Source organism: Pediococcus argentinicus (assembly GCF_001437605.1).
GTDB classification, from domain to species: domain Bacteria; phylum Bacillota; class Bacilli; order Lactobacillales; family Lactobacillaceae; genus Pediococcus; species Pediococcus argentinicus.
Genome location: NZ_JQCQ01000015.1, coordinates 1 through 21,865, shown reverse-complemented (window position 1 = coordinate 21,865; position 21,865 = coordinate 1). Strand labels below are relative to the sequence as shown.

Annotated in this window: 22 protein-coding genes; 19 read left to right on the top strand and 3 right to left on the bottom strand. The window is 37.1% G+C overall.

Annotated elements, in window-relative coordinates:
- The 3 genes from rsgA to IV88_RS04840 are packed head-to-tail and all read left to right on the top strand — an operon-like array spanning position 1 to position 2,218.
- Positions 1 to 933, top strand: a complete 933-nt coding sequence (gene rsgA / locus IV88_RS04850; RefSeq protein WP_057799352.1) for a ribosome small subunit-dependent GTPase A — start codon at positions 1 to 3, stop codon at positions 931 to 933.
- Positions 930 to 1,577, top strand: coding sequence for a ribulose-phosphate 3-epimerase (gene rpe, locus IV88_RS04845; RefSeq protein ID WP_057799350.1), 648 nt, complete (start codon positions 930 to 932; stop codon positions 1,575 to 1,577). Before rsgA ends, rpe begins: the two co-directional genes overlap by 4 nt.
- Positions 1,577 to 2,218: a thiamine diphosphokinase gene (locus IV88_RS04840; RefSeq protein ID WP_057799348.1), complete on the top strand. Its 642-nt coding sequence runs from the start codon at positions 1,577 to 1,579 to the stop codon at positions 2,216 to 2,218. The genes rpe and IV88_RS04840 overlap by 1 nt, the downstream gene beginning before the upstream one ends.
- A gap of 42 nt (positions 2,219 to 2,260) precedes the next feature.
- Here the strand turns inward: IV88_RS04840 and rpmB are convergent, their stop codons facing one another.
- Positions 2,261 to 2,446 carry a 50S ribosomal protein L28 gene (rpmB, locus tag IV88_RS04835; RefSeq protein WP_057799346.1) on the bottom strand — a complete coding sequence of 62 codons (186 nt, stop codon included), beginning with the start codon at positions 2,444 to 2,446 and terminating at the stop codon, positions 2,261 to 2,263.
- 303 nt (positions 2,447 to 2,749) lie between these two features.
- Between rpmB and IV88_RS04830 the strand changes: the two genes are divergently transcribed.
- From IV88_RS04830 to rplS, 14 genes are all read left to right on the top strand, one after another.
- Positions 2,750 to 3,112 (top strand): Asp23/Gls24 family envelope stress response protein, encoded by a 363-nt coding sequence (locus IV88_RS04830; RefSeq protein WP_057799344.1) that lies wholly within the window; start codon positions 2,750 to 2,752, stop codon positions 3,110 to 3,112.
- Between the two features lie 74 nt (positions 3,113 to 3,186).
- Positions 3,187 to 4,839, top strand: a complete 1,653-nt coding sequence (locus IV88_RS04825) for a DAK2 domain-containing protein (RefSeq protein ID WP_083486843.1) — start codon at positions 3,187 to 3,189, stop codon at positions 4,837 to 4,839.
- A 45-nt stretch (positions 4,840 to 4,884) separates the two neighbouring features.
- Positions 4,885 to 6,912 carry an ATP-dependent DNA helicase RecG gene (recG, locus tag IV88_RS04820; protein ID WP_057799340.1) on the top strand — a complete coding sequence of 676 codons (2,028 nt, stop codon included), beginning with the start codon at positions 4,885 to 4,887 and terminating at the stop codon, positions 6,910 to 6,912.
- An 11-nt stretch (positions 6,913 to 6,923) separates the two neighbouring features.
- A complete protein-coding gene (plsX, locus tag IV88_RS04815) occupies positions 6,924 to 7,958 on the top strand; it encodes a phosphate acyltransferase PlsX (RefSeq protein WP_057799338.1) in 1,035 nt (344 codons plus the stop codon).
- Positions 7,959 to 8,010: 52 nt separating this feature from the next.
- Positions 8,011 to 8,253 carry an acyl carrier protein gene (acpP, locus tag IV88_RS04810; protein WP_057799335.1) on the top strand — a complete coding sequence of 81 codons (243 nt, stop codon included), beginning with the start codon at positions 8,011 to 8,013 and terminating at the stop codon, positions 8,251 to 8,253.
- Between the two features lie 120 nt (positions 8,254 to 8,373).
- On the top strand, positions 8,374 to 9,069 hold the full coding sequence (rnc, locus tag IV88_RS04805) for a ribonuclease III (protein WP_057799333.1): 696 nt from the start codon (positions 8,374 to 8,376) through the stop codon (positions 9,067 to 9,069).
- 10 nt (positions 9,070 to 9,079) lie between these two features.
- Positions 9,080 to 12,625 carry a chromosome segregation protein SMC gene (gene smc, locus IV88_RS04800; protein WP_057799331.1) on the top strand — a complete coding sequence of 1,182 codons (3,546 nt, stop codon included), beginning with the start codon at positions 9,080 to 9,082 and terminating at the stop codon, positions 12,623 to 12,625.
- Complete coding sequence (gene ftsY, locus IV88_RS04795) at positions 12,626 to 13,756, top strand: signal recognition particle-docking protein FtsY (RefSeq protein ID WP_057799329.1); 1,131 nt, start codon at positions 12,626 to 12,628, stop codon at positions 13,754 to 13,756.
- Between the two features lie 2 nt (positions 13,757 to 13,758).
- Complete coding sequence (locus IV88_RS04790) at positions 13,759 to 14,100, top strand: putative DNA-binding protein (protein WP_057799327.1); 342 nt, start codon at positions 13,759 to 13,761, stop codon at positions 14,098 to 14,100.
- Between the two features lie 15 nt (positions 14,101 to 14,115).
- Positions 14,116 to 15,546 carry a signal recognition particle protein gene (gene ffh / locus IV88_RS04785; RefSeq protein WP_057799325.1) on the top strand — a complete coding sequence of 477 codons (1,431 nt, stop codon included), beginning with the start codon at positions 14,116 to 14,118 and terminating at the stop codon, positions 15,544 to 15,546.
- 79 nt (positions 15,547 to 15,625) lie between these two features.
- Positions 15,626 to 15,898, top strand: a complete 273-nt coding sequence (rpsP, locus tag IV88_RS04780; RefSeq protein ID WP_057799323.1) for a 30S ribosomal protein S16 — start codon at positions 15,626 to 15,628, stop codon at positions 15,896 to 15,898.
- Between the two features lie 77 nt (positions 15,899 to 15,975).
- On the top strand, positions 15,976 to 16,494 hold the full coding sequence (rimM, locus tag IV88_RS04775) for a ribosome maturation factor RimM (protein ID WP_057799321.1): 519 nt from the start codon (positions 15,976 to 15,978) through the stop codon (positions 16,492 to 16,494).
- The gene (trmD, locus tag IV88_RS04770) at positions 16,494 to 17,249 is read left to right on the top strand and encodes a tRNA (guanosine(37)-N1)-methyltransferase TrmD (RefSeq protein ID WP_057799319.1); all 756 of its coding nucleotides are present in this window, start codon (positions 16,494 to 16,496) and stop codon (positions 17,247 to 17,249) included. The genes rimM and trmD overlap by 1 nt, the downstream gene beginning before the upstream one ends.
- Positions 17,250 to 17,350: 101 nt before the next feature.
- Complete coding sequence (gene rplS / locus IV88_RS04765) at positions 17,351 to 17,701, top strand: 50S ribosomal protein L19 (RefSeq protein WP_057799317.1); 351 nt, start codon at positions 17,351 to 17,353, stop codon at positions 17,699 to 17,701.
- A 54-nt stretch (positions 17,702 to 17,755) separates the two neighbouring features.
- Here rplS and IV88_RS04760 read toward each other — a convergent pair whose 3' ends face one another.
- Positions 17,756 to 19,171, bottom strand: a complete 1,416-nt coding sequence (locus IV88_RS04760; RefSeq protein WP_057799315.1) for a C69 family dipeptidase — start codon at positions 19,169 to 19,171, stop codon at positions 17,756 to 17,758.
- A 135-nt stretch (positions 19,172 to 19,306) separates the two neighbouring features.
- On the opposite strand from IV88_RS04760, the gene IV88_RS04755 reads away from it, so the two are divergent.
- Entirely contained in the window at positions 19,307 to 19,495 is a 189-nt protein-coding gene (locus tag IV88_RS04755; protein WP_057799313.1) for a 2-hydroxymuconate tautomerase, read from the top strand.
- 31 nt (positions 19,496 to 19,526) lie between these two features.
- Here IV88_RS04755 and IV88_RS04750 read toward each other — a convergent pair whose 3' ends face one another.
- A complete protein-coding gene (locus IV88_RS04750) occupies positions 19,527 to 20,333 on the bottom strand; it encodes a Cof-type HAD-IIB family hydrolase (RefSeq protein WP_057799311.1) in 807 nt (268 codons plus the stop codon).
- A gap of 93 nt (positions 20,334 to 20,426) precedes the next feature.
- Here IV88_RS04750 and IV88_RS04745 point away from each other — a divergent pair, with 93 nt between their 5' ends.
- Positions 20,427 to 21,797 carry an RsmB/NOP family class I SAM-dependent RNA methyltransferase gene (locus tag IV88_RS04745; RefSeq protein WP_057799309.1) on the top strand — a complete coding sequence of 457 codons (1,371 nt, stop codon included), beginning with the start codon at positions 20,427 to 20,429 and terminating at the stop codon, positions 21,795 to 21,797.
- Positions 21,798 to 21,865: the final 68 nt, after the last annotated feature.

The window sequence follows — 21,865 nt, the reverse complement described above, 5'->3', positions numbered from 1 at the left end:
ATGGAAAATGGACAAATCATACAGTTATTAGCCGGCTTTTACGACGTATTGACTGATGAAGGCAAAGTGATTCGCACGCGTGCACGTGGCAATTTTAGAAAAAATAAAATCTCACCGCTGGTGGGTGATTTTGTGGAGTTCAAAACGGCCGAAGATGATACTGGTTATATTACTAGTATTTTAGATCGTAAAAACACGCTCGTACGTCCACCACTTGCTAATATTGATCAAGCAATTGTAGTAACTGCTTGTGTTGAACCTGATTTTTCGTCTAATCTATTAGATCGTCAATTAGTAGCACTTGAAGAAAAGCATATTCAACCACAAATCTATTTTTCGAAAACGGATTTACTTAATACTGAACAAGTTGAACATTTTCAAGAGATTAGTGACTATTATCAGTCGATCGGCTACTCTGTTTACTTTGAACCAGATGCTTTTAGTGCATCGAATTTGAAAAAGTTACGTAATAGTTTTAAAGACCAATTAACTATTTTTATGGGACAAACTGGAGCAGGTAAGTCGACACTCTTGAATCACATTGATCCAGCGTTGAATATTGAAACTGGGGCTGTTTCTCAAGCATTAAATCGTGGAAAGCATACCACTAGAAAAGTTTCATTGTTACCAATTGATGGTGGTTTAGTGGCCGATACGCCGGGCTTTTCAACGTATGCCGTTTTTGAAATGGATGAGTATGAGTTAAAAGAAGACTTTGTGGATTTTGTTCATTATGCAGCTAATTGTCAATTTAGAGAATGCTTACATCTTAATGAACCTAACTGTGGTGTAAAAAAAGCATTAGATGAAGGCAAAATTCTTGAAAGTCGTTACCAAAATTACTTACAATTTATGGAGCTAATTAGAGCTCAAAAGCCAAAATATAAACAAAAGGGTTACCAAAAAAAGACCAATCGGAGGAAATCCAAATGATAAAAATTGCACCTTCAATTTTAAGTGCCAATGCAGCTAACTTAATGGAAGATATAAAAAAAGTAGGACCAGTGGATTTTCTGCATATTGATGTGATGGACGGACAATTTGTACCAAACATTGGGTATGGAATTAATACAGTTAAAGATTTATCCAAATCAACTGATATTAAATTAGATTGTCATTTAATGATCGATCAGCCAGAACACTATGTGGATCAATTTGCGGATGCCGGAGCTGATGTTATCGGGGTGCACTTAGAAAGTACACCACATATTGCCCGCGCTATTCAGATGATTAAAGCTAAGGGAGTGAAGGCTGAAGTTGTAATTAATCCAGCAACTCCGTTGAGTATGTTAGAAGAACTACTACCAGAAGTTGACCAGGTTTTAGTTATGTCTGTTAATCCAGGTTTTGGCGGTCAAAAATTTTTAACAAGTACTTTAGATAAAATTAGTCGTTTGTCCGCTATTAGAAGTGAGTATGGATTGGAATTTGATATCGAGGTTGATGGTGGAATTTCTGATCAGAATATTAAAGCTGTTTACGATGCTGGTGTTGATATTGCGGTAGCAGGCTCGTATGTATTTGATGCCGATAATCCAGAACACCAAGTTGAGTTATTAAAGGATTTGACGAAGTAATGAAGCAAATAAATATTTTGGTTGGTGGACCTAAGAATTTATTGCCAGAGAACTGGGAACAACTTCAAGGCGAATGGATTGGAGTAGACTTTGGTGCGTTGGAGCTGATTAAAGCCGGAATTATACCACTGGTTAGTGTGGGGGACTTTGATTCAGTAAATAAGGATGAGTTTCAACAGATTAAGACACACAGCGGTCGAATTGTTAAGGCATCATCACACAAGGATGATACTGACACTGAGTTGGCACTAACAGAAGCATTAAAGTTTGACTCAGAGGCCCATATAAGAGTATTAGGCTTCTCTGGTGGAAGATTAGATCATTTGTTAGCTAACGTTTTAATGATGCTTCAGGAGCGTTTTAAGCCATATGCTTTAAAAGTTGAACTGCTGGATCGCTTTAATCAAGTTCAGTTCTTTCCAGCAGGAGAATATGATCTTCAGAAAGTATCAGATGATTATAAATACCTGGCATTTGTACCACTAACTGAGATTGATCAATTGGATTTAGATGATGAAAAGTATCCACTGCATACCAAGGTATTACATGCTAGAGCCTATGTTAGTAATGAGTTTATATCGAATACCGCTCATTTTAGAATATCAAATGGGTTAGTAGCAGTGATTCAAAGTAGAGATTAAGACAAATAAAAAAAGATTGGTTAATTAATAACCAATCTTTTTTTATGCGCGTTCAATTTTACCTGATTTTAAAGCTCGTGCAGATACCCAAACTCGTTTAGGTTTACCATCAACTAAAATACGAACTTTTTGCAAATTTGGTTTCCAGCTTCGGCGACTGTGGTTCAAAGCGTGTGAACGACTGTTACCAAAGTGAGTACGGCGACCGGTGACAAAATCTTTTGCCATGTTGAAATCCTCCTTTGTCGCTTCTATATGTCATAGAATTCTTTTTAATTACTTAAAATAATTTATCACATCCCTTGCTACAATGCAATAGTAATCTTTCAAGTAATTTACCTTGACATCTATTTTAACACAGTTACGAAACGGGCGTGAGTGTCACTGAACGATAGGTACGAAAAATCCAGTTAATTAGCGCTTTAGTAATCATTTAGTTTCAATACTGTCACGTAGTTTCTTGTATTTATATGCAGAGTAGGATATGGTAAAATATCGTTAACATAAGGATCGTTAAAGGAGGCCGTTAATATGGCTGTAAAAATTAAAACAAAAAATGGAACTATTGATGTTTCGAATGATGTAATTGCTACTGTTGTTGGTGGTGCGGCTACTGACAACTATGGTGTTGTTGGAATGGCTAGCAAGAACCAAATTAGAGATAATTTAAATGATATTTTACGTCGTGAGAACTATGCTCGTGGAGTAGTTGTTCGCCAAGAAGAAAATGGAGTAGCTATCGACGTCTATATCGTAGCAGGCTATGGCACAAAGATTTCAGAAATTTCAAAAAACGTTCAATCAAAAGTTAAATATAACCTAGAGTCCATGCTGGGTATTTCAGCCAATTCGGTCAATGTCTTTGTTCAAGGAGTTAAGGCTTTAAACGACTAACATCGTAAACCTAAGGAGGAATTACTACATTGGAAGCTGTTACAACCTTGATTACAAATGAAGTGTTTGACCAAATGGTTCAAGCAAGTTCAAATCGTTTGAAAAAGAATGCTGAGTTTATTAACTCATTAAATGTTTTTCCGGTCCCAGATGGGGATACTGGAACAAATATGAGTCTTTCACTTGAAAGTGGTGCTAAATACGAAACAGAAGATGGCAGTGAAGAAGTTGGTCATTTAGCTGCTTCTCTTGCTAAGGGCTTATTAATGGGAGCACGTGGTAATTCGGGAGTTATTTTATCTCAGATTTTCCGTGGCTTTTCGCAAAATGTTGAAAATAAACAAACTTTAAATGCACAAGATTTAGTGGACGCAATTGTTGCTGGAGCTCAAACTGCTTATAAAGCTGTTATGAAGCCAACAGAAGGTACAATTTTGACAGTTGTTAGAGAAGCTGCTAAAGCCGGTAAAGAAGCCGTAGCGGACAGTGATGACCTTGCAGTTGTTATGCAAGCTATCGATGAAGCAGCCAAAGTTGCTCTGAAGTCTACCACTGACCTATTGCCAGTTCTTAAAGAGGTGGGCGTTGTTGACTCCGGCGGTCAAGGATTGGTCTTTGTATTCGATGCCTTTTCAGATATTTTGAATGGTAAAGATATTAATGATGACGAATTCCAACCAGATCCTGAGGAAATGAACGAAATGGTTGATGCTAAACATCACCAAAGTGTCCAAGGAAAAATCAATCCAGAAGATATTGAATTCGGCTATTGTACTCAGATGATGGTGCGTATTGGTCGTGGTAAACAAGTTGAACATGATTTTGATTATGATTACTTCTATCAATACCTAGCTAAATTGGGCGACTCACTTCTTGTTATTAATGATGATGAAGTAGTAAAAGTCCACGTTCATACTGAACATCCAGGTAAGGTACTTGCTTGGGGTCAAACATTTGGTGATATTGTTAACATCAAAATTGACAATATGCGTTGGCAACAAGAAGAAATTATGGAAGATGACGAGTCTTCAATCTCGATACCTACAGCGATGCCTGAAAATAATGAACCTAAAGAGACAGCTGTCATTGCAATTTCAAGTGGTGAAGGTATTTCTAAATTATTTAAGAGTCTCGGTGTTACTTCTATCATCAGCGGTGGTCAGACCATGAATCCAAGTACTGCTGATATTGCTAAAGCAATTAACAATACTGGTGCCAAAAAAGCCATCGTTTTACCTAATAATAAAAATATTTTCTTAGCTGCTGAACAGGCTGTTGAGGTTTCTGATATTCCGGCCACAATCGTTCATAGTCGAACAATTGCTCAAGGAATGGCTGCTATGTTGGAATTTAATCCTGATGAGGAATTAGATCAAAATACAGCTAATATGGAAGATAACCTTGATACTGTTAAGAGTGGTCAAGTTACAATTGCAGTTCGTGATACTCGCTTAGACGGTCGTGAGATTAAAAAAGATGATTACATGGGCTTAATTGATGGTGAAATTGTTAATACTAATCCTGATTTAATGGGTGCTAGTGTTGAAATGGTTAAGCGGATGTTAGATGAGGATAGCGAAATTGTTACTATTATCTTCGGTAAAGACGCTAATCAAGAAATGGCTGAAAAGTTACAAAATGAAATATTAGATATTGACGATGATTTAGAAATTGAAATTCACGAGGGAAATCAACCCGTTTATCCATTCTTAATATCTGTCGAATAAAAGGGGGATTCTTTAACCCTCTTTTTTATATGTTAGGAGGATTCTTTGCTTAGTTTAAATGATTCGATTACCAACCTAAGTGGTGTAGGGCCCAAACGTGCTGCTGCATTAGCTGATCTTGGAATCAGAACGATTAACGATTTATTACTATATTTTCCATTTCGATATGAGGATCTTTCTGTCAAAAATTTGTCTGAAGTAGTTGACCAACAAAAAATAACCTTACGAGGAATTGTGGCATCCGAGCCAACTATTGCGCGATTTGGTCGTAAAAAAGTGCGGGTTAACTTTCGTTTATTAGTAGATCAAGAATCCGTTATGGTGACATTCTTCAACCAACCTTGGATTAAAAATCAGATTGAAGCCGATAGTGAATTAACAGTTTATGGTAAATGGGATGCTAACCGCCGTAGTTTAACTGGTATGAAAATTGTTAATGTAAGTAATGATATTGAAGCGGTGTATCCTGCTAACAAACATGTTCGTCAGAGTACGATTAAACAATTAGTTGAAGATGCCTATAAACAGTATCAAGACGCTATTGTTGACATAATTCCTGCTGACTTAATTCAAAAATATCGTTTAGACAGTCGCAAGCAAATGATTTACGATTTACATTTTCCGAAAGGACAAGAACGAACGACAGCTGCGAGAAGAACAGCAATGTTTGAAGAGTTTTTAACCTTCCAAATGGGACTTCAAATCATGAAAGAGCGCGATCATCAGGAAAATGGGATTAGTATTAATTACGATAGTGAATTAGTGACCAAATTAGTCTCAGATTTGCCTTTTAAACTAACTGGCGCTCAGATTCGAGTGATCAAAGAAATTTTACGTGATATTAAATCTGATACCCATATGAATCGTCTGTTGCAAGGCGATGTTGGAAGTGGTAAAACAGTGGTTGCAGCTGTGGCAATGTATGCGGTTGTGACAAACCATAAACAGGCTGTATTGATGGCACCGACTGAAATATTGGCGGAACAACATGCTAATAACCTGGCTAATTTCTTCAAAGGTTACGATGTTAATATCGCTTTGTTGGTCGGTGGAATGCGTAAGAAAGTGCGTGATAGTACCTTAGCTAATATCAAGAATGGAACAGTTGATATCATTGTTGGAACTCATGCTTTAATTCAAGATGATGTGGAGTTTAAAGATGTTGGATTAGTGATAACGGATGAACAGCATCGCTTTGGTGTTCACCAAAGACAGCTTCTCCGCGAAAAGGGCGTTAATCCGGATGTTCTAGCAATGACTGCGACACCAATTCCCCGGACACTTGCAATTACATCGTATGGTGAAATGGACGTGTCCATTATTGACCAACTTCCGGCAGGTCGAAAAGCAATTCGAACCAGCTGGGTCAAGCATGGTGAGTGGGATAAAGTTTTACGCTTCTTAGCTAAGCAATTTGTTGAGGGACACCAGGCATTTATTGTGACTCCTTTGATTGAGGAATCAGAAGCAATGGATTTGCAAAATGCTAAAGAACTTCACGAACAATTATCCGAACATTTTGGTGAACAATTTCAAATAGGTCTGTTACATGGCCAAATGAGTTCTGATGAAAAAGATCAGATTATGGATGAGTTTAAACAGGGCAAGTATAGTGCGATTGTCTCAACAACAGTTATTGAAGTTGGTGTTGATGTACCGAATGCAACTGTGATGGTCATTCATGATGCAGATCGTTTTGGTTTAGCTCAACTTCATCAATTGCGAGGGAGAGTTGGTCGTGGCTCAGCTCAAGCATATTGTATTTTAGTTGCCGACCCTAAGAATCAAACCGGTCGTGAACGTATGCAAATCATGGTCGACACTACGGATGGCTTTAAAATTTCTGAGGCTGATTTAAAAATGCGTGGTCAAGGAGATCTGTTTGGTAAACAACAGTCCGGTGTGCCAGTCTTTAAAGTTGGGGATCCGGTGGTCGATATTGGGGCATTACAGACAGCTCAAATTGAAGCTAGCAAAATTGTGACGCAAAACAATTGGCAACAGTTACCACAGTATCAAAATATTAATAACTATTTAGATCAAGAATTACAATTAAATCAAACATTAGACTAGGAGATTTACAAATGAAAATTGCTGTAGATGCAATGGGTGGCGACAATGCCCCTGAAGAAATTGTTAAAGGTGTAGCGTTAGCGCGTACTGCTTTACCTGAAACTGAATTTACTCTGTTTGGTAAACGAGATGAAATCATGAAATATATGGCTGATTTCAAAAACGTTAAGATTGTTCATACTGACGAAGAGATTTTAATGGAAGATGAACCGGTTAAAGCCGTTCGTAGTAAGAAAAACTCTTCAATGGTATTAGCTGCTAAAGCTGTTAAAGACGGTGAAGCTGATGCTGTCTTTTCAGCTGGGAACACGGGCGCATTGTTAGCCGCTGGACTATTCGTTATTGGTCGGATTAAAGGAATTGGTCGACCAGGTATGACAACAACATTACCAAGTTTAGAAGGTGATAACGATACGTTCACTATGCTAGATGTTGGTGCTAATGCAGAAAGTAAAGCTAAAAATCTTCATGATTTTGCTATTCTTGGTAATTTTTATAGTTGCAACGTAATGAATGTTACTAATCCTCGAATTGCCCTTTTGAATAACGGAACTGAGTATGACAAGGGTGATAAGTTGCATAAGGAAACATATCAATTATTAAAAGATGATCAATCGCTTAATTTTGTTGGTAATATTGAATCTCGTGAGTTATTGAATGGTAAGGCTGATGTGGTTGTCACTGATGGATTTACTGGTAATGCCGTTCTAAAAAATACTGAAGGTACAGCTCTATCGATGCTTAAATTGGTTAAACATGCCATTATGGACAATGGTGTAACTAGCAAATTGGGCGGTTTACTCTTGAAGAAGTCATTTGGTGAAATTGCTGATAAGATGGACTACTCAAAACATGGTGGTGCAGTACTATTGGGTGTTAAGGCACCAGTTGTTAAAGCGCATGGTTCAAGTAATGCAGTTCAAGTTAAGAATGCTTTGATTCAACTACACACAATGGTGGATTCAAACATTACGAAGAACTTGTCCGATTACTTTGCGTCGCATAAGGCAGAACAAGCCGCTAGTAAGGTAGACAATCAAGAGTAAAACTATTAAAATGTAAACATGTTTCAAATTAACTTTAGTGAGGAAAATTTGGATGACAAAAGAAGAAGTTTTTAATAAAATTGCTGATATTTTAGTTGATCGATTTGAAATCGACCGTACTAAAGTAACAAACGAACTAAATTTCAAAAATGACCTAGATGCTGACTCAATTGATATTGTTGAGTTTATTCTAGAATTAGAAGATACTTTTGGTGCCGATATTTCTGATGAAGACGCTGAAAAGTTAGAAACAGTTGGTGAAGCTGTCGATTATATTACGGCGCACCAAAGCTAATTTATATTAATAACGAGAGATTCTCCATTGATCAATATGGAGTTCTTTCTTTTCAGGGGGCTGTTTAACAAAACGTGGTTTTGTCGCAGCCCCCTCGTTTTTGAGGAGGATTTGATTTTTATGATTAAAGCTTTAGAAAAAGACTTAGCTGATAATTTTGATATTCATTTTAATGATCATGCTTTATTGGACGAAGCATTTACACAAGCATCGTATGTTAATGAACATCCTAATCAAGGCTTAAAGTTCTATGAACGAATTGAATTTTTAGGTGATGCTGTTTTGCAAATCATCGTTTCGGAATATTTATTTAAAAGATATCCAGATATGTCACAAGGAAAACTAACTCGATTGCGAGCTGCTATGGTTTGTGAAGCTAGTTTTAGTGAATTCGCCAAGGAATGCCGGTTTGATCAATACATCAGATTAGGTAAAGGGGAGGAGCTCTCAGGGGCTCGTGAACGGTCATCACTTCTTTGTGACATCTTTGAATCATTTGTTGGAGCCCTTTATTTAGATCAAGGTCGTCCAGTTGTTGAAAAATTTGTGCGAACAGTTATTTTTCCTAAATTGGATCAAGGTAAATTTGATCACGTGATTGATAACAAGACTGCTTTACAAGAATATCTCCAACGTCATGGTGATGTTGCTATTGAATACCGTCTTTTATCTGAAGAAGGTCCAGAAAATGATATTACCTTTAAAGTTGAAGTGATTGCTGACGGTAAAGTTCTTGCAACCGGAATGGGACATTCGAAAAAAACTGCAGAACAAGATGCGGCTAAAGCTGCCTTGTCTGACATTAGAGCAAAATAGGATTTGAAGTATGAAACTAAAATCGATTGAAATTAGCGGTTTTAAATCATTTGCAGATCGAACTAAAATTGAGTTTCGAGATGGAATGACAGGAATCGTTGGACCAAACGGTTCTGGTAAAAGTAATATAACTGAAGCAATTCGCTGGGTCATGGGTGAACAGTCTGCCAAGAGTTTACGTGGCGGAAAAATGCCTGATATTATTTTTGCTGGAACTGAAAAAAGAAAGCCCCTTGCACGGGCTTCGGTAACAATAGTTTTTGATAATGCAGATCATTTTTTGAAAACAAATTACACTGAAGTTGTCGTTACAAGACGATTATTTAGAAATGGTGATAGTCAGTATCAAATTAATCATATTGATTGTCGGTTGAAAGATATTTTAAATCTTTTCATTGATACTGGTTTAGGTCGCGAATCATTTTCTATAATTTCGCAGGGACGAGTTGAATCAATATTTAATAGTAAGCCAGAGGATCGTCGATCAATCATCGAGGAAGTCGCTGGCGTTTTAGAGTATAAACAGAATAAGCAAAAAGCTGAATCTGAGCTGGCAAAAACTTCGGGATATCTTGAACGAGTTAACGATTTAATTGTAGAACTCGATAAGCAACGGGGTCCATTAGAAGAGCAAGCGAGTTTGGCACGGGATTATGTTGACCAAAAGCAACGCTATGATCGTCTCGATCAGACTCGTCTTGTACGTGAGGTTGATAATAACTTAAAGACTCAAAAAGAATTACAGGCGGATTTAAACTTTAAAACGGAACTACTTGCGGACTTAACGAAGAAGGCTCAAACCACAACTGACGATAGAAATACTAATAAAAGTAATGTAGCTGAATATAGTACTAAGCGCGATCAACTTCAGGATCAGTTAGTCAATCTGACACGTTTGGAAGAACAAGTTTCTGGACAACAGAATTTATTGGCTGAGCAACGAAAAAACCGGGAAGCTAAATCTCAAGAACTAAATCAGCAAATTAAATCTGATCAGGATGATTTAGAACAGCTTGAAGCTCAATTAAAGATGGTCGACACCAATTTGCAAGAACTGCGAGAAAAGCTAAGCAAGCTTACGAATGAAGCCAAAGAGATGGATCGCAGTAGTGTCGACCAACAAAAAGCTCATTTGACTAATGAGATTGATGACTTGCGTGCGGATTATATGCAATCGTTACAGCAGCTAACGTCAATCAAAAATGAACGTACCTTTATGCAGAAGAATGTAGAGCAAAATGAGCAGAAGGCTGCTAACTTGGATTTAAATGTTCAGGGAATCCAAGCAACTCGTGCTAAACAGATTGCAGAAAAAGAACGTTTGGAATCAGAGGTTGCTAATCTAAAAGAAAAATTAGACCAGCTTCAGATTTCCGGAACGAAAATATCAAAAGCATTTGATACTGCTAATCAACAGTATCAAGAAGTTCGTAATAGCTGGTTAAAGGCTAGTGACGTTCTTCATCGTGCGGAAACCAGATTGGAAAGCTTGAAGGGACTTCAAAGTGAACATGCAGGTTTCTATCAGGGAACTAAAGCCGCTTTGCGTTTAAAAAATCAATATCAAGGTTTAGTTGGAGCAGTTTCCGAGATTATTGACGTGACTTCGGAAAATACTTTAGCTATTGAAACTGCTTTAGGTGGTCAACTACAGAACATTGTTACAACAGATGAAGCTACTGCTAAATCGGTTATTAATACGCTTCGAACTCAAAGATTAGGACGAGCAACCTTCTTACCACTCAGTGTTATTCGTCCTAAACATGTTGCTGATAATATTTTGCAACGAATTAGTGGGATTGATGGGTTTGTAGGGATTGCTTCTGATTTGGTCCAAACGTCTTCTAGTCAACATGTTGTGGCTGAATATTTACTAGGAAGTACGCTAGTTACGAACACCCTTGATACGGCAGTTGAAATATCACGGTTAATTAATCAAAGATGTCGTATTGTAACTCTTAATGGTGATTTAGTTGGTGTTGGCGGAACAATGACTGGTGGTCAGAATAAAAATAACCGTCAGGGATTGTTGCAACAAGATCAAGAGATTAAAGGTCTTCAAAGTTCTGTTGGTCAAATGCAAGAACAGCTTTTGAAACAAGAACATGATGTCTCAGAGGTTAAAGAACAACGTGATCAATTAGAAATTCAATTACAGGAACAAAGAACTACTTACACTGACCAAAAACAAATTTTAAACCGGGCTGTTGATTCTTTAGATTTTGCTAGTGAACGATTATCTGAAACAGAAAAACGTCTTAAGGCGACTGGTTTTGAGTTGAGACAGGTTGATACTGAAGATGATGTCGAAGAACAACGTCAAAAATTAGATCAATCTGAAGCTCGCTTAAATCAAGAAGTTCAAAAGATTAAAAAAGAAACAGAAGCTAAACAGATCCAGTTGCAACAACTATCTGAAAATCAAGATGCTTATCAACAACAAAGAATGGATTTGCAAGTTCAAATCACTCAGGTGACTGAGCAAATTAAACAAGCAGAAACTGATCAAAAACGATTAGCCGACACTCAACAAGAATTAATTACAAATATTGCTTCTGCCAAAACTAATTTGCAGAGGCTCGATCAAAATCAAGTTGAGGTTCCAGCTAATAAGTCGTTAGATGATATAAAATCGGAACGCATTTCTGCTGAAAAGCAATTGCAAGCAGTTCGAGATAATTTAGATGAGTTGGAAAATAAATCTGAACAGTTAGATCTAGAACTAGAAAGAAATACAGAATTGCTGCAAAACATGCAGTCTGAAGTCACAGGAATCAGAAGTGACATTAAGATTGCTGGCAATACCATTTCAATTTCAATTGACCGACTAGAAGAAGATTATGATAAGACTCTGGATCAAGCTCGCCAGAATGTTTTAGATATTGATTCAGTGACGTTAGAGCGTGATTTTAAATTAGCGAAACGTGGTTTGGCGGAATTAGGAACGGTTAATATTGGTGCGATTGAGGAATTTGATCGCGTATCAGAACGTTATGATTTCCTAAGTTCACAAAAAAGTGATTTGTTAAAGTCAGCTGAACAATTGAATCAATCAATTAGTGAAATGGATACAGAAGCCAGCTCTAGATTTAAAACAACTTTTGATGAAGTTGCGGAGGCATTTTCAGAAGTATTCGTTAAGATGTTTGGTGGCGGTCAGGCTAAGCTGGAATTAACTGATCCTGACAATCTATTGGATACCGGAATTGAAATAAAGGCCCAACCGCCTGGGAAGAAACTACAACGTTTAAGTTTACTTTCTGGTGGTGAGAAGTCATTAACGGCGATTACTTTGTTGTTTGCTATTTTGCAAGTTAAGCCAGTGCCATTCTGTATTTTGGATGAAGTTGAAGCCGCCTTTGATGATGCAAATGTAGATCGGTTTGCACATTATTTAAAAACCTTCCGCGATACAACCCAATTCATTGTTATCACTCACAGAAAGGGTACAATGGTTGAAGCGGATGTTTTATATGGTGTTACCATGCAAGAATCTGGAGTTTCAAAAATGGTCTCTGTATCATTGGAAGAAGCCCAAGAAAAGGAGTTAGTCTAGATGCCTTGGTTTAGAAGAAAAAAGAAAGAACCTTTTGAAGAACCTAAAACAGTTGAACCAGATATTAATCAATCAAATAATAATGAAACTGTACCAGCGGACACAAATAGTGTTTCTCCTGAACAAAATCTAAAAGTAGAACAACCAAAAGAAGATGTTCCTCCTACAGCAACAGTTGATGAGGACAATGCTGAAAAGTATAATCGTGGTTTAGAAAAATCACGTCAATCCTTTGGTAAACGTCTAACAGATTTATTTGTCAATTTTAATGGAGTTGACGATGATTTCTATGATGACTTGGAAGAAACTCTAATTGAAGCAGATGTTGGCTTTGAAACAGCTCTACAAATTAGTGAAGAAGTGCGTGAAGAGGTTGAAAGTAGTCGGGCCTCTGATCCGAAAGTTATTTCACAATTAATCGTGGATAAACTAGTTGCTTTGTATACTCGTAATGGACGAGCTGAAGATAATCATTTGGTTTTTGCCAAAGAAGGGCCTAGTGTGTTCTTATTTGTCGGTGTTAATGGTGTTGGTAAAACAACTAGTATCGGTAAATTAGCTGCTCGTTTTAAAGCTCGTGGACGTCGTGTACTACTGGCCGCCTGTGATACTTTCCGTGCTGGTGCGATTGAACAATTACAAGAGTGGGGAAAACGAGACGGGGTGGACGTAGTCGCTGGAAAAGCCCAAAGTGATCCTGCTGCAGTTGCTTTTGAAGCCGTTAAAAAGGCTCGTGAAGAAGGTTATGACTTGGTATTAATTGATACTGCTGGTCGTCTTCAGAACAAAGTCAATTTGATGAAAGAGCTCGATAAAATCAAACGAGTTATTGAACGTGAAATTCCACATGCCCCACAAGAAACGTTATTAGTGCTAGATTCAACCACTGGTCAAAATGCATTAACGCAAGCAAAAGCCTTCCTTGAAACTACTGACGTAACGGGAATTATCCTAACTAAATTAGATGGTACTGCTAAGGGTGGAATTGTTTTACCAATTCGAAATCAATTACATTTATCGGTTAAGTATGTTGGTTTAGGTGAAACTGTTGAGGATCTCAGTCCATTCAACCCAGAACAGTATGTCAATGGTCTGTTTAAGGATTTGATTTCTAATAGAATTGAGGGTTAGTTTTGGAAATTGATAAAAACAACCGCATCAATTCGCTTCTAGAATTCTATGAAGGTTTACTCACTAAGAAACAAAAGGAATATATTACGCTTTACTATGCGGATGATTATTCGCTCGGAGAAATTTCGGAAGAGTTTCAAGTGAGTCGCCAAGCGGTTTACGATAATATTAAAAGAACCACGATTATTTTAGAAGATTATGAAACAAAGCTTAATTTGCTATCAAATTTTGAAAAACGTAATCAAAAGTTTGATAAAATAGAAGAGTATTTGCGGGAAAACTATCCGCAGGACCAGGTTCTCCAACAATTGGTTAAGGATTTAGGTCGAAGCGAAGAAGAATAAGAGGAGGATCTTTAAATGGCTTTTGAAGGGTTAACAGAACGTCTCCAAAAAACCTTTAATAATTTACGTCGTAAAGGTAAAGTTACCGAAGCTGATTTACGAGATACAATGCGTGAAATTAGATTGGCATTACTTGAAGCCGATGTTAATTTCCAAGTTGTTAAAAAATTTGTTAAAACAGTTCGTGACCAAGCAGTTGGCACAGATATTCTAGATGGATTAAATCCAGCTCAACAAATTGTAAAACTAGTTAATGACGAACTGGTTAAAACAATGGGATCAACCGATGCGCCTTTAAATAAATCTGATAAGATTCCAACTATTATTATGATGGCTGGTTTACAAGGGGCTGGTAAAACAACCACAACCGGTAAGTTAGCACTTAAACTAAAGAATGAACAACATGCCCGTCCATTGTTGGTTGCAGCCGATGTTTATCGTCCAGCTGCTGTGGACCAGTTAGTCCAAGTTGGTGAACGAATTGATGTTCCAGTTTATCAAGAAGGTACTGATGCTAATCCAGTTGATATTGTTCGACGTGGGTTAGCGCAAGCTGCTGAAAATAAAAATGATTATGTTTTTATTGATACGGCTGGTCGTTTACAAATTGACGAAAAGTTAATGCAAGAGCTGTCAGACATCAAGAGTTTAGCTCATCCAGATGAAATTCTCCTGGTTGTCGATGCTATGACTGGTCAAAATGCAGTTAATACAGCTGAAGGTTTCAACAATCAGTTGGATATCACTGGGGTTGTCTTAACTAAGTTAGATGGTGACACTCGTGGTGGTGCGGCATTATCTATTAGAGCTGTGACTGGTAAACCAATCAAGTTTGTCGGACAAGGTGAAAAGATGGAAGATTTGGATGTCTTCCATCCTGATCGTATGGCATCTCGAATTCTTGGTATGGGTGACATGCTGACCTTGATTGAAAAAACGCAACGTGATTTTGATCAAAAACAAGCTGAAGAGATGAATCAAAAGATTCGTGAAAACACTTTTGATTTTAATGATTTTGTTGATCAATTAAACCAAGTGCAAAATATGGGACCAATGGAAGATATCATGAAGATGATTCCAGGGATGGCCAATAATCCGGCATTACAAAACGTGAATATGGATCCTAAGGATATGGAACATATGAAGGCCGTTGTTTATTCTATGACGCCACAAGAACGTGAAGATCCAGATATCTTGAATCCTAGTCGTCGCCGTCGAATTGCAGCAGGTGCTGGTCGTCCAGTCGTTGAAGTTAACCGAATGATTAAACAATTTAATCAGATGAAGAAGATGATGAATCAAGTTTCTAAAGGTAACTTTAATGGCTTAGATGGCATGTTAGGTAAGGGAGTTTCAGGACGTTTATCTAAAATGGCAATGAACTCGATGGTTCGTCGAAACAAAAAGAACAAGAAGAAACGTATGAAGAAAAATAAGAAAAAATAAGGTGTAAAGAAAAAAACCTTTACATCTATCCCAAATATTGTTATATTATTTATCGTGAATAAAACTTGGAGGTGACATTATGTCTGTAAAGATTCGTTTAAAACGTATGGGTTCTAAGAAGCGTCCTTTCTATCGTGTCGTTGTGGCTGACTCACGTTCACCACGTGATGGTCGTTTCATCGCTCAAGTGGGTACATATAACCCATTAACAGAACCAGCAACAGTTAAGCTTGAAGAAGAAGAAATCATGAACTGGTTAAACAATGGTGCTCAACCTTCTGATACAGTTAAGAACATTTTATCTAAAGCTGGTATCATGAAGCAATATCATGAAGCACGATTCTCTAAATAGATTACTATTTTAGAAACTAACGAAAAGCCCCGGACGTTGTGATGGGTCCTTTTCGTTTTTTATTTAGCGAGGAATAAATGGAATACTACAACGTAGGTCAAATTGTAAATACTCAGGGAATTAAGGGTGATATTAAGGTATTATCGTTAACTGATTTTCCTGATGATCGGTTTAAAAAAGGGCAAGAACTATATTTATTTAAAACTAAAGATGATGTAAAACCTATTGACTCAGTGACGGTTACAACTGCACGAGTACAAAAGGGAACCTTCATTTTGCATTTACAAGGATTTGATAACATTAATGATGTTGAATCTTTTAAAGGAATGTTTTTAAAGGTTAGTTCGGAGCAGTTAGATACTCTAGATGATGGTGAATATTACTATCACGAAATTGTTGGTTTGAAGGTCATTGATGTTGAAAACCAAGAAATTGGAACGGTTAGCGAAATTTTGCCATATGGCCCGAATGATGTTTGGGTTATTAAACGCGACGGCCAGAAGGATCTGTTGATTCCTTATATAAAACAGGTTGTTTTGAAAGTTGATGTTGAAAATCATGTTGCTACTGTTGATTTACCAGAGGGATTAGAATAATGAAAATTGATGTTTTAACAATTTTTCCTAACATGGTTAATGGACCGCTAAACGAGTCTATCGTTGGCAAAGCAATTGAATCAGATCAATTGCAAATCAATGTGACCGATTTTAGAGATTACTCGACTAATAAACATGGTAATGTTGATGATTCACCTTATGGTGGAGGAGCAGGGATGCTCTTAACTCCACAACCAATATTTGATGCCATGGAGCATGTGAAAACGAATAATGGTGGCAAATTAGGTCGTGTTATTTTAGTTGATCCGGCTGGTAAACAGTTTGATCAACACATGGCGGAATATTTCGCTAAAGAAGAACAGCTAACTTTTATTTGTGGTCATTATGAAGGCTACGATGAGCGCATCAAAACTTTGGTGACTGATGAGGTTTCGCTTGGAGATTTTGTTATCACAGGTGGTGAATTAGCCGCTTTGACCATGATTGATGCGACAGTTCGACTTTTACCTGGTATTTTAGGAAATAGTGAGTCAGCTCCAGGAGATTCCTATTCATCTGGTTTACTTGAGTACCCACAATATACCCGTCCTGCTGATTTTAGAGGTATGAAAGTGCCAGACATACTTTTGAGTGGTAACCACCAAAAGATTGATCAGTGGCGACGACAAGAAGCATTAAAGAAAACTTTGATTCGACGACCAGATTTGTTGGAAGAATTTGATTTAACTGCTGAAGATCGAAAAATGTTAGATGAAATCAAAATAAATTTACATCATAAACACGGTTTACAATAGAATTGAATGTATGGTATTATTTTACTTGGTTTCATGCCAAAAAAATACAATGTTCCGCTGGCTGAAAAAGTTAAGAAGATTGACGAAAGGGAGATTTATTTATGAATCCATTAATTGACAAAATCACTAAAGAACAACTACGAGATGACGTTCCAGAATTCCGTGCTGGTGATTCAGTACGTGTTCACGTTAAGGTTGTTGAAGGATCTAACGAACGTATCCAGATGTTTGAAGGAGTTGTTATCAAACGTCATGGTGTTGGTATCAGTGCTACATACACTGTCCGTAAAATTAGTAACGGTGTTGGAGTAGAACGTACATTCCCACTTCATTCACCACGTGTTGCAAAAATTGACGTATTACGTCATGGTCGTGTACGCCGTGCTAAACTTTACTACTTGCGTGCATTACATGGTAAGGCTGCTCGTATTAAAGAAGATCGTCGTAAATAAGAGCCTATTAAAAAGCATTGAGTCCGTGAGGATTCAATGCTTTTTTGATTTGTTTTATAAATCTGTATTGTGTTTATAGAAGAGTGGGGACATATCGGTCGATTTAGTAATTAACTGCGATGTTAACTTTCTAAAAGCATCAATGGCAATTTTGCTACTCTGGTTAGCTATTTGATTTAGATAGGAAGTTAAATTGTCACCAGATAATTCATTAGATTTAGCGTCAGCTTCTTTTAGTAAATTACCCAGAGAAATATTTGTTTCACTCTGTACTTTCTGTAGCTCTGGCATAAACTCTTTAAAATGAGCATCTACCAGTACACTGACCAGCTTGAAGACCCAGTATGCAGAATTAGGATCGTATTCAAGTTTATTAGTCCCTTGATAGATAGCAGGTGTTTCTGACATACCCGCAAAAAATGGAACATACACACTTTGTGCTGCAACACCCATGGCAAGCCAATGAACTCCAGCAGTAGTATTAGGCTTATTTGGCCGTAATTGAAGTATATGCGACTCTTGAGTGGCTGGTAGACTGATTGGTCTAAAACGATGTTTATCAGCCTTTGAGCCACTGCCAGCAGGGTTATATGGTGTTCCTTCATAATGCGAGCTTAAAATACGTTGAACATCACTAATTTTAATTAAACGACTAGCTTTTCTAATGAAAGGTAGATCATGACTAATTGGATCTTGTTTGATTTCAGGATTTAAAATACGTTGTCCTTCCCAAACACGGGGCGTGTTGTAATATTCGTCAGAGAGATCATTTTTGCCAAAAATCTCTCTAAAGTTAAACCCAGATTCATTAGGGTTTAAATTATTTTCCACTACAAATTGTTGCAAGCCACTGTTAAACATGAAATTGTCAACGTCACCAAAGTCAATTTCTTGAATGGAAAGTTGATTTGAAACGACAGCGTAATGATCATCAGGAATACGTTGAGCCACCCATTGGTGTCCAGCAGCTGTTTCCATATACCAAACTTCCTTTTGATCAGAGAACAAGATACCGTTAGTTTCTGAAGTACCATATTTTTCAATAATTGATCCTAATCGCTCCACACCCTCACGGGCGGTTTTGATGTAAGGAAGAACTACAGTTACCATGGCTTCTTCACCAATTCCATCTGGATTGAGTGGGTCAGCAGCCAAGACTGTATCATTTGTATAAGCACTCTCAGTGGCACTCATTGCAACGGAATACTCGTTAATTCCATCTTCTTCAAACAAACCATATTGGTCTGTCCATTCTGGAGTAGCTGTGTATTTTGCGGCTTCATCAGGAAGTGGCATTGTAAATTTATTTTCATTTGATTTGAATTCTTTTGGTTCAGTTGAATGACTATGAACAATAAAGTTCTTTGGCCAAGCCGACTTAGAGTCTTCATTTCGTCCAATAATCGTTGATCCATCGATGGTTGCTAATTTGCCAGCTAAGAAGCTAGTACATGCTGAATATTTTTCCATATCCGATAACCTCACAGTTTAAATGATTGTTAATAGTAGTAAGTCTATCATATTTTAAGATTGAAAATACCAATTGTAACTGCGATAATTGATGAGTGAAGAAACAGAATAAAACAAATTATAGGAGTGAATCTAATGCCACTTGTACACATTGATTTAATCGAAGGCCGTAGTGAAGAACAATTACGTCAAATGGTTCGCGATGTTACGGATGCAATTGTAAAAAATACAGGAGCACCTGCAGAACATGTCCATGTTGTTCTAAACGAAATGAAGAAGAATCACTATTCAGTTGGTGGAGTACTAAAAAGCGATGAAAAGTAANAACAAGCAATTAATTGCTTGTTACTTTTATTTAGAGCTTAAAATATTGATCTAGATACTTTGCAACGCCATCTTCATGGTTAGAATATTCTGTAATATCATTGGCAATTGATTTTATTGTTGGAGTGGCATTTTTCATTGCCACACCATTTCCAACAAAATCAAGCATTTCCGCGTCGTTATGTTCGTCACCAAATGCAATAATATCTTTACGATCGATATTATAGAACTTAGCGATATAGGCAACAGCTTTTGCTTTTTGAATTCCTTTAGAGACAATTTCTAAAACGCTGTTAGGACCACCCCAAACACCGATTTCAATGAACTCACCATAGTAGTGTAATAGTTGATTCTTAACGATATTCTCATATTTTGGCTCAACTAAAATCGTAATTGAAGTTGGATTAGTTTTGAGTGATTTTTCCGTTAATATTTGGTCTGATTCTAATTGTTGTGGGAAAAAATCAAAGAAAGCTGGGGCTGGATGATCGGCTAGGTAAGATTCTTTGTTTTCAACAGCTAATAGTTTAATATGGAACTTGTCTTTATTTTTTAAAAGATCGTAAACGACTGCTTTATTAATTGATCTACGATATTCACCAGCCCACTTTTGATGCGGTATATGGGTGAGGGCACCGTTAAAATTAGCCATGGGAGTTTTCAATTGTAATTGATCATAAATATCCTCGGCCATTCGATATGGGCGTCCAGTAACGATTGAAACGATATTTCCAGCATTAGAAACTTTTTGAATGGTACTAATTGTATGTTCAGAAAGTTGGTTATTAGCATTCAATGTTGTTCCATCAAGGTCTAAGGTAATAAGTTTTTGATCCATGGATACAACTCCTTTTATTCAGTATCAGTTTAAAGTATCACATTAAATTATTAATATCTATAAAAACAATGTAAGTTTAAGAAAGGTTATCAGATGGAACTACCAGTTGATTTTAAAAATAAATATAGCAAACTATTAGGAAATGATGCGACATCCTTTTTTGCTAGCTTTGATAATCCGGTTGAAAAAGGATTCCGAATTAATCCACTAAAACATGTTGACCAACTTGTTGAGCATTCGACTGAATCACCAATTAGTTATTCCAAGTGGGGATATTACGGTACAGCACATGGAAAAACAATCGATCATCAAAGTGGCTTAATCTACAGTCAGGAGCCTAGCGCAATGCTAGTTGGTGAAGTTGCACATCCCAAAGCAACAGATCGGGTTTTAGACTTATGCGCTGCTCCTGGTGGCAAAACTACTTACTTGGCTAGTTTTATGGATCAGGAGGGGCTATTGGTTTCTAATGAAATAAACCATGGTCGTGCTAAAGTACTGGCAGAAAATGTTGAGAGATTTGGAATCAAAAATAGTGTTATTTTAAATGAAAGTCCTGACCGAATGGAAAAACCATTTAAACAATTCTTTGATCTGATTGTTGTTGATGCACCGTGTTCTGGAGAGGGAATGTTTCGTAAAGATCCGTCTGCAATGGACTACTGGAATGTTGACTATCCTAAGGAATGTGCAAATCGTCAGAAGAAAATTCTCAATAGTGCTTTGAAAATGCTCAAACCTGGTGGTCGTCTTGTTTATTCAACTTGTACTTTTGCACCCGAAGAAGATGAACAAATTGCAGCTTGGATGCTATCCGAACATGATCAGCTTAAATTAGAAACAATCAAAAGAGACGGTGATATGGACAGTGGAAGACCAGAATGGGCTGATGGTAATCCAGAGCTAACTAAAACTCTACGATTATTTCCAAACCATTTTAAGGGTGAAGGACATTTTATTGCTTCATTCAAAGATCAAAGAACGCCAGAGCTGGATGAGAATCGTAAGAAGAAGTCTTCTAAAAAGTCTACTTTAGATAAAGAACATGACAAGCTATGGACTGATTTTTCGTCCTTATTTTTAGAAGATATAGATTTATTTCCAAAGGACAATTTAAAAGTAGTTGGAGAACACTTATATTACTTAAATGCTAACATCAACTTTTCCAAATTGAAGTATATTAAACCAGGACTGGATTTGGGAATTTTCAAGAAGAATCGTTTTGAACCTAGTTTGTCATTATTGATGTGTTTAAAAAAGCAGGATTTGAAACGTGCAGTAACTATTTCATCTGAGCAATGGCGAGATTATGTTCACGGTGAGGTTATTACTGACATAAATACCGATTTAAAAGATAATGGATGGGCTGCGGTTTGTGTCGATCAAATCATTGTTGGACCAGCTAAATATGTAAATGGAACGCTTAAGAATTTCTATCCAAAAGGTTTACGATTAAATTTTTAGTCATATGAAAAAAAGCTTATTTGAAAGATTGATCTGTCTTTCAATGCGCTCGGCCCTGTCAAGTTGAC

Bases quoted from the DNA above. Each gene is read 5' to 3' on its own strand.
- rsgA (WP_057799352.1), top strand. From the start codon at position 1: ATGGAAAATGGACAAATCATACAGTTATTAGCCGGCTTTTACGACGTA.
- rpe (WP_057799350.1), top strand. From the start codon at position 930: ATGATAAAAATTGCACCTTCAATTTTAAGTGCCAATGCAGCTAACTTA.
- IV88_RS04840 (WP_057799348.1), top strand. From the start codon at position 1,577: ATGAAGCAAATAAATATTTTGGTTGGTGGACCTAAGAATTTATTGCCA.
- rpmB (WP_057799346.1), bottom strand. From the start codon at position 2,446: ATGGCAAAAGATTTTGTCACCGGTCGCCGTACTCACTTTGGTAACAGT.
- IV88_RS04830 (WP_057799344.1), top strand. From the start codon at position 2,750: ATGGCTGTAAAAATTAAAACAAAAAATGGAACTATTGATGTTTCGAAT.
- IV88_RS04825 (WP_083486843.1), top strand. From the start codon at position 3,187: ATGGTTCAAGCAAGTTCAAATCGTTTGAAAAAGAATGCTGAGTTTATT.
- plsX (WP_057799338.1), top strand. From the start codon at position 6,924: ATGAAAATTGCTGTAGATGCAATGGGTGGCGACAATGCCCCTGAAGAA.
- acpP (WP_057799335.1), top strand. From the start codon at position 8,011: ATGACAAAAGAAGAAGTTTTTAATAAAATTGCTGATATTTTAGTTGAT.
- rnc (WP_057799333.1), top strand. From the start codon at position 8,374: ATGATTAAAGCTTTAGAAAAAGACTTAGCTGATAATTTTGATATTCAT.
- smc (WP_057799331.1), top strand. From the start codon at position 9,080: ATGAAACTAAAATCGATTGAAATTAGCGGTTTTAAATCATTTGCAGAT.
- ftsY (WP_057799329.1), top strand. From the start codon at position 12,626: ATGCCTTGGTTTAGAAGAAAAAAGAAAGAACCTTTTGAAGAACCTAAA.
- ffh (WP_057799325.1), top strand. From the start codon at position 14,116: ATGGCTTTTGAAGGGTTAACAGAACGTCTCCAAAAAACCTTTAATAAT.
- rpsP (WP_057799323.1), top strand. From the start codon at position 15,626: ATGTCTGTAAAGATTCGTTTAAAACGTATGGGTTCTAAGAAGCGTCCT.
- rimM (WP_057799321.1), top strand. From the start codon at position 15,976: ATGGAATACTACAACGTAGGTCAAATTGTAAATACTCAGGGAATTAAG.
- trmD (WP_057799319.1), top strand. From the start codon at position 16,494: ATGAAAATTGATGTTTTAACAATTTTTCCTAACATGGTTAATGGACCG.
- rplS (WP_057799317.1), top strand. From the start codon at position 17,351: ATGAATCCATTAATTGACAAAATCACTAAAGAACAACTACGAGATGAC.
- IV88_RS04760 (WP_057799315.1), bottom strand. From the start codon at position 19,171: ATGGAAAAATATTCAGCATGTACTAGCTTCTTAGCTGGCAAATTAGCA.
- IV88_RS04755 (WP_057799313.1), top strand. From the start codon at position 19,307: ATGCCACTTGTACACATTGATTTAATCGAAGGCCGTAGTGAAGAACAA.
- IV88_RS04750 (WP_057799311.1), bottom strand. From the start codon at position 20,333: ATGGATCAAAAACTTATTACCTTAGACCTTGATGGAACAACATTGAAT.
- IV88_RS04745 (WP_057799309.1), top strand. From the start codon at position 20,427: ATGGAACTACCAGTTGATTTTAAAAATAAATATAGCAAACTATTAGGA.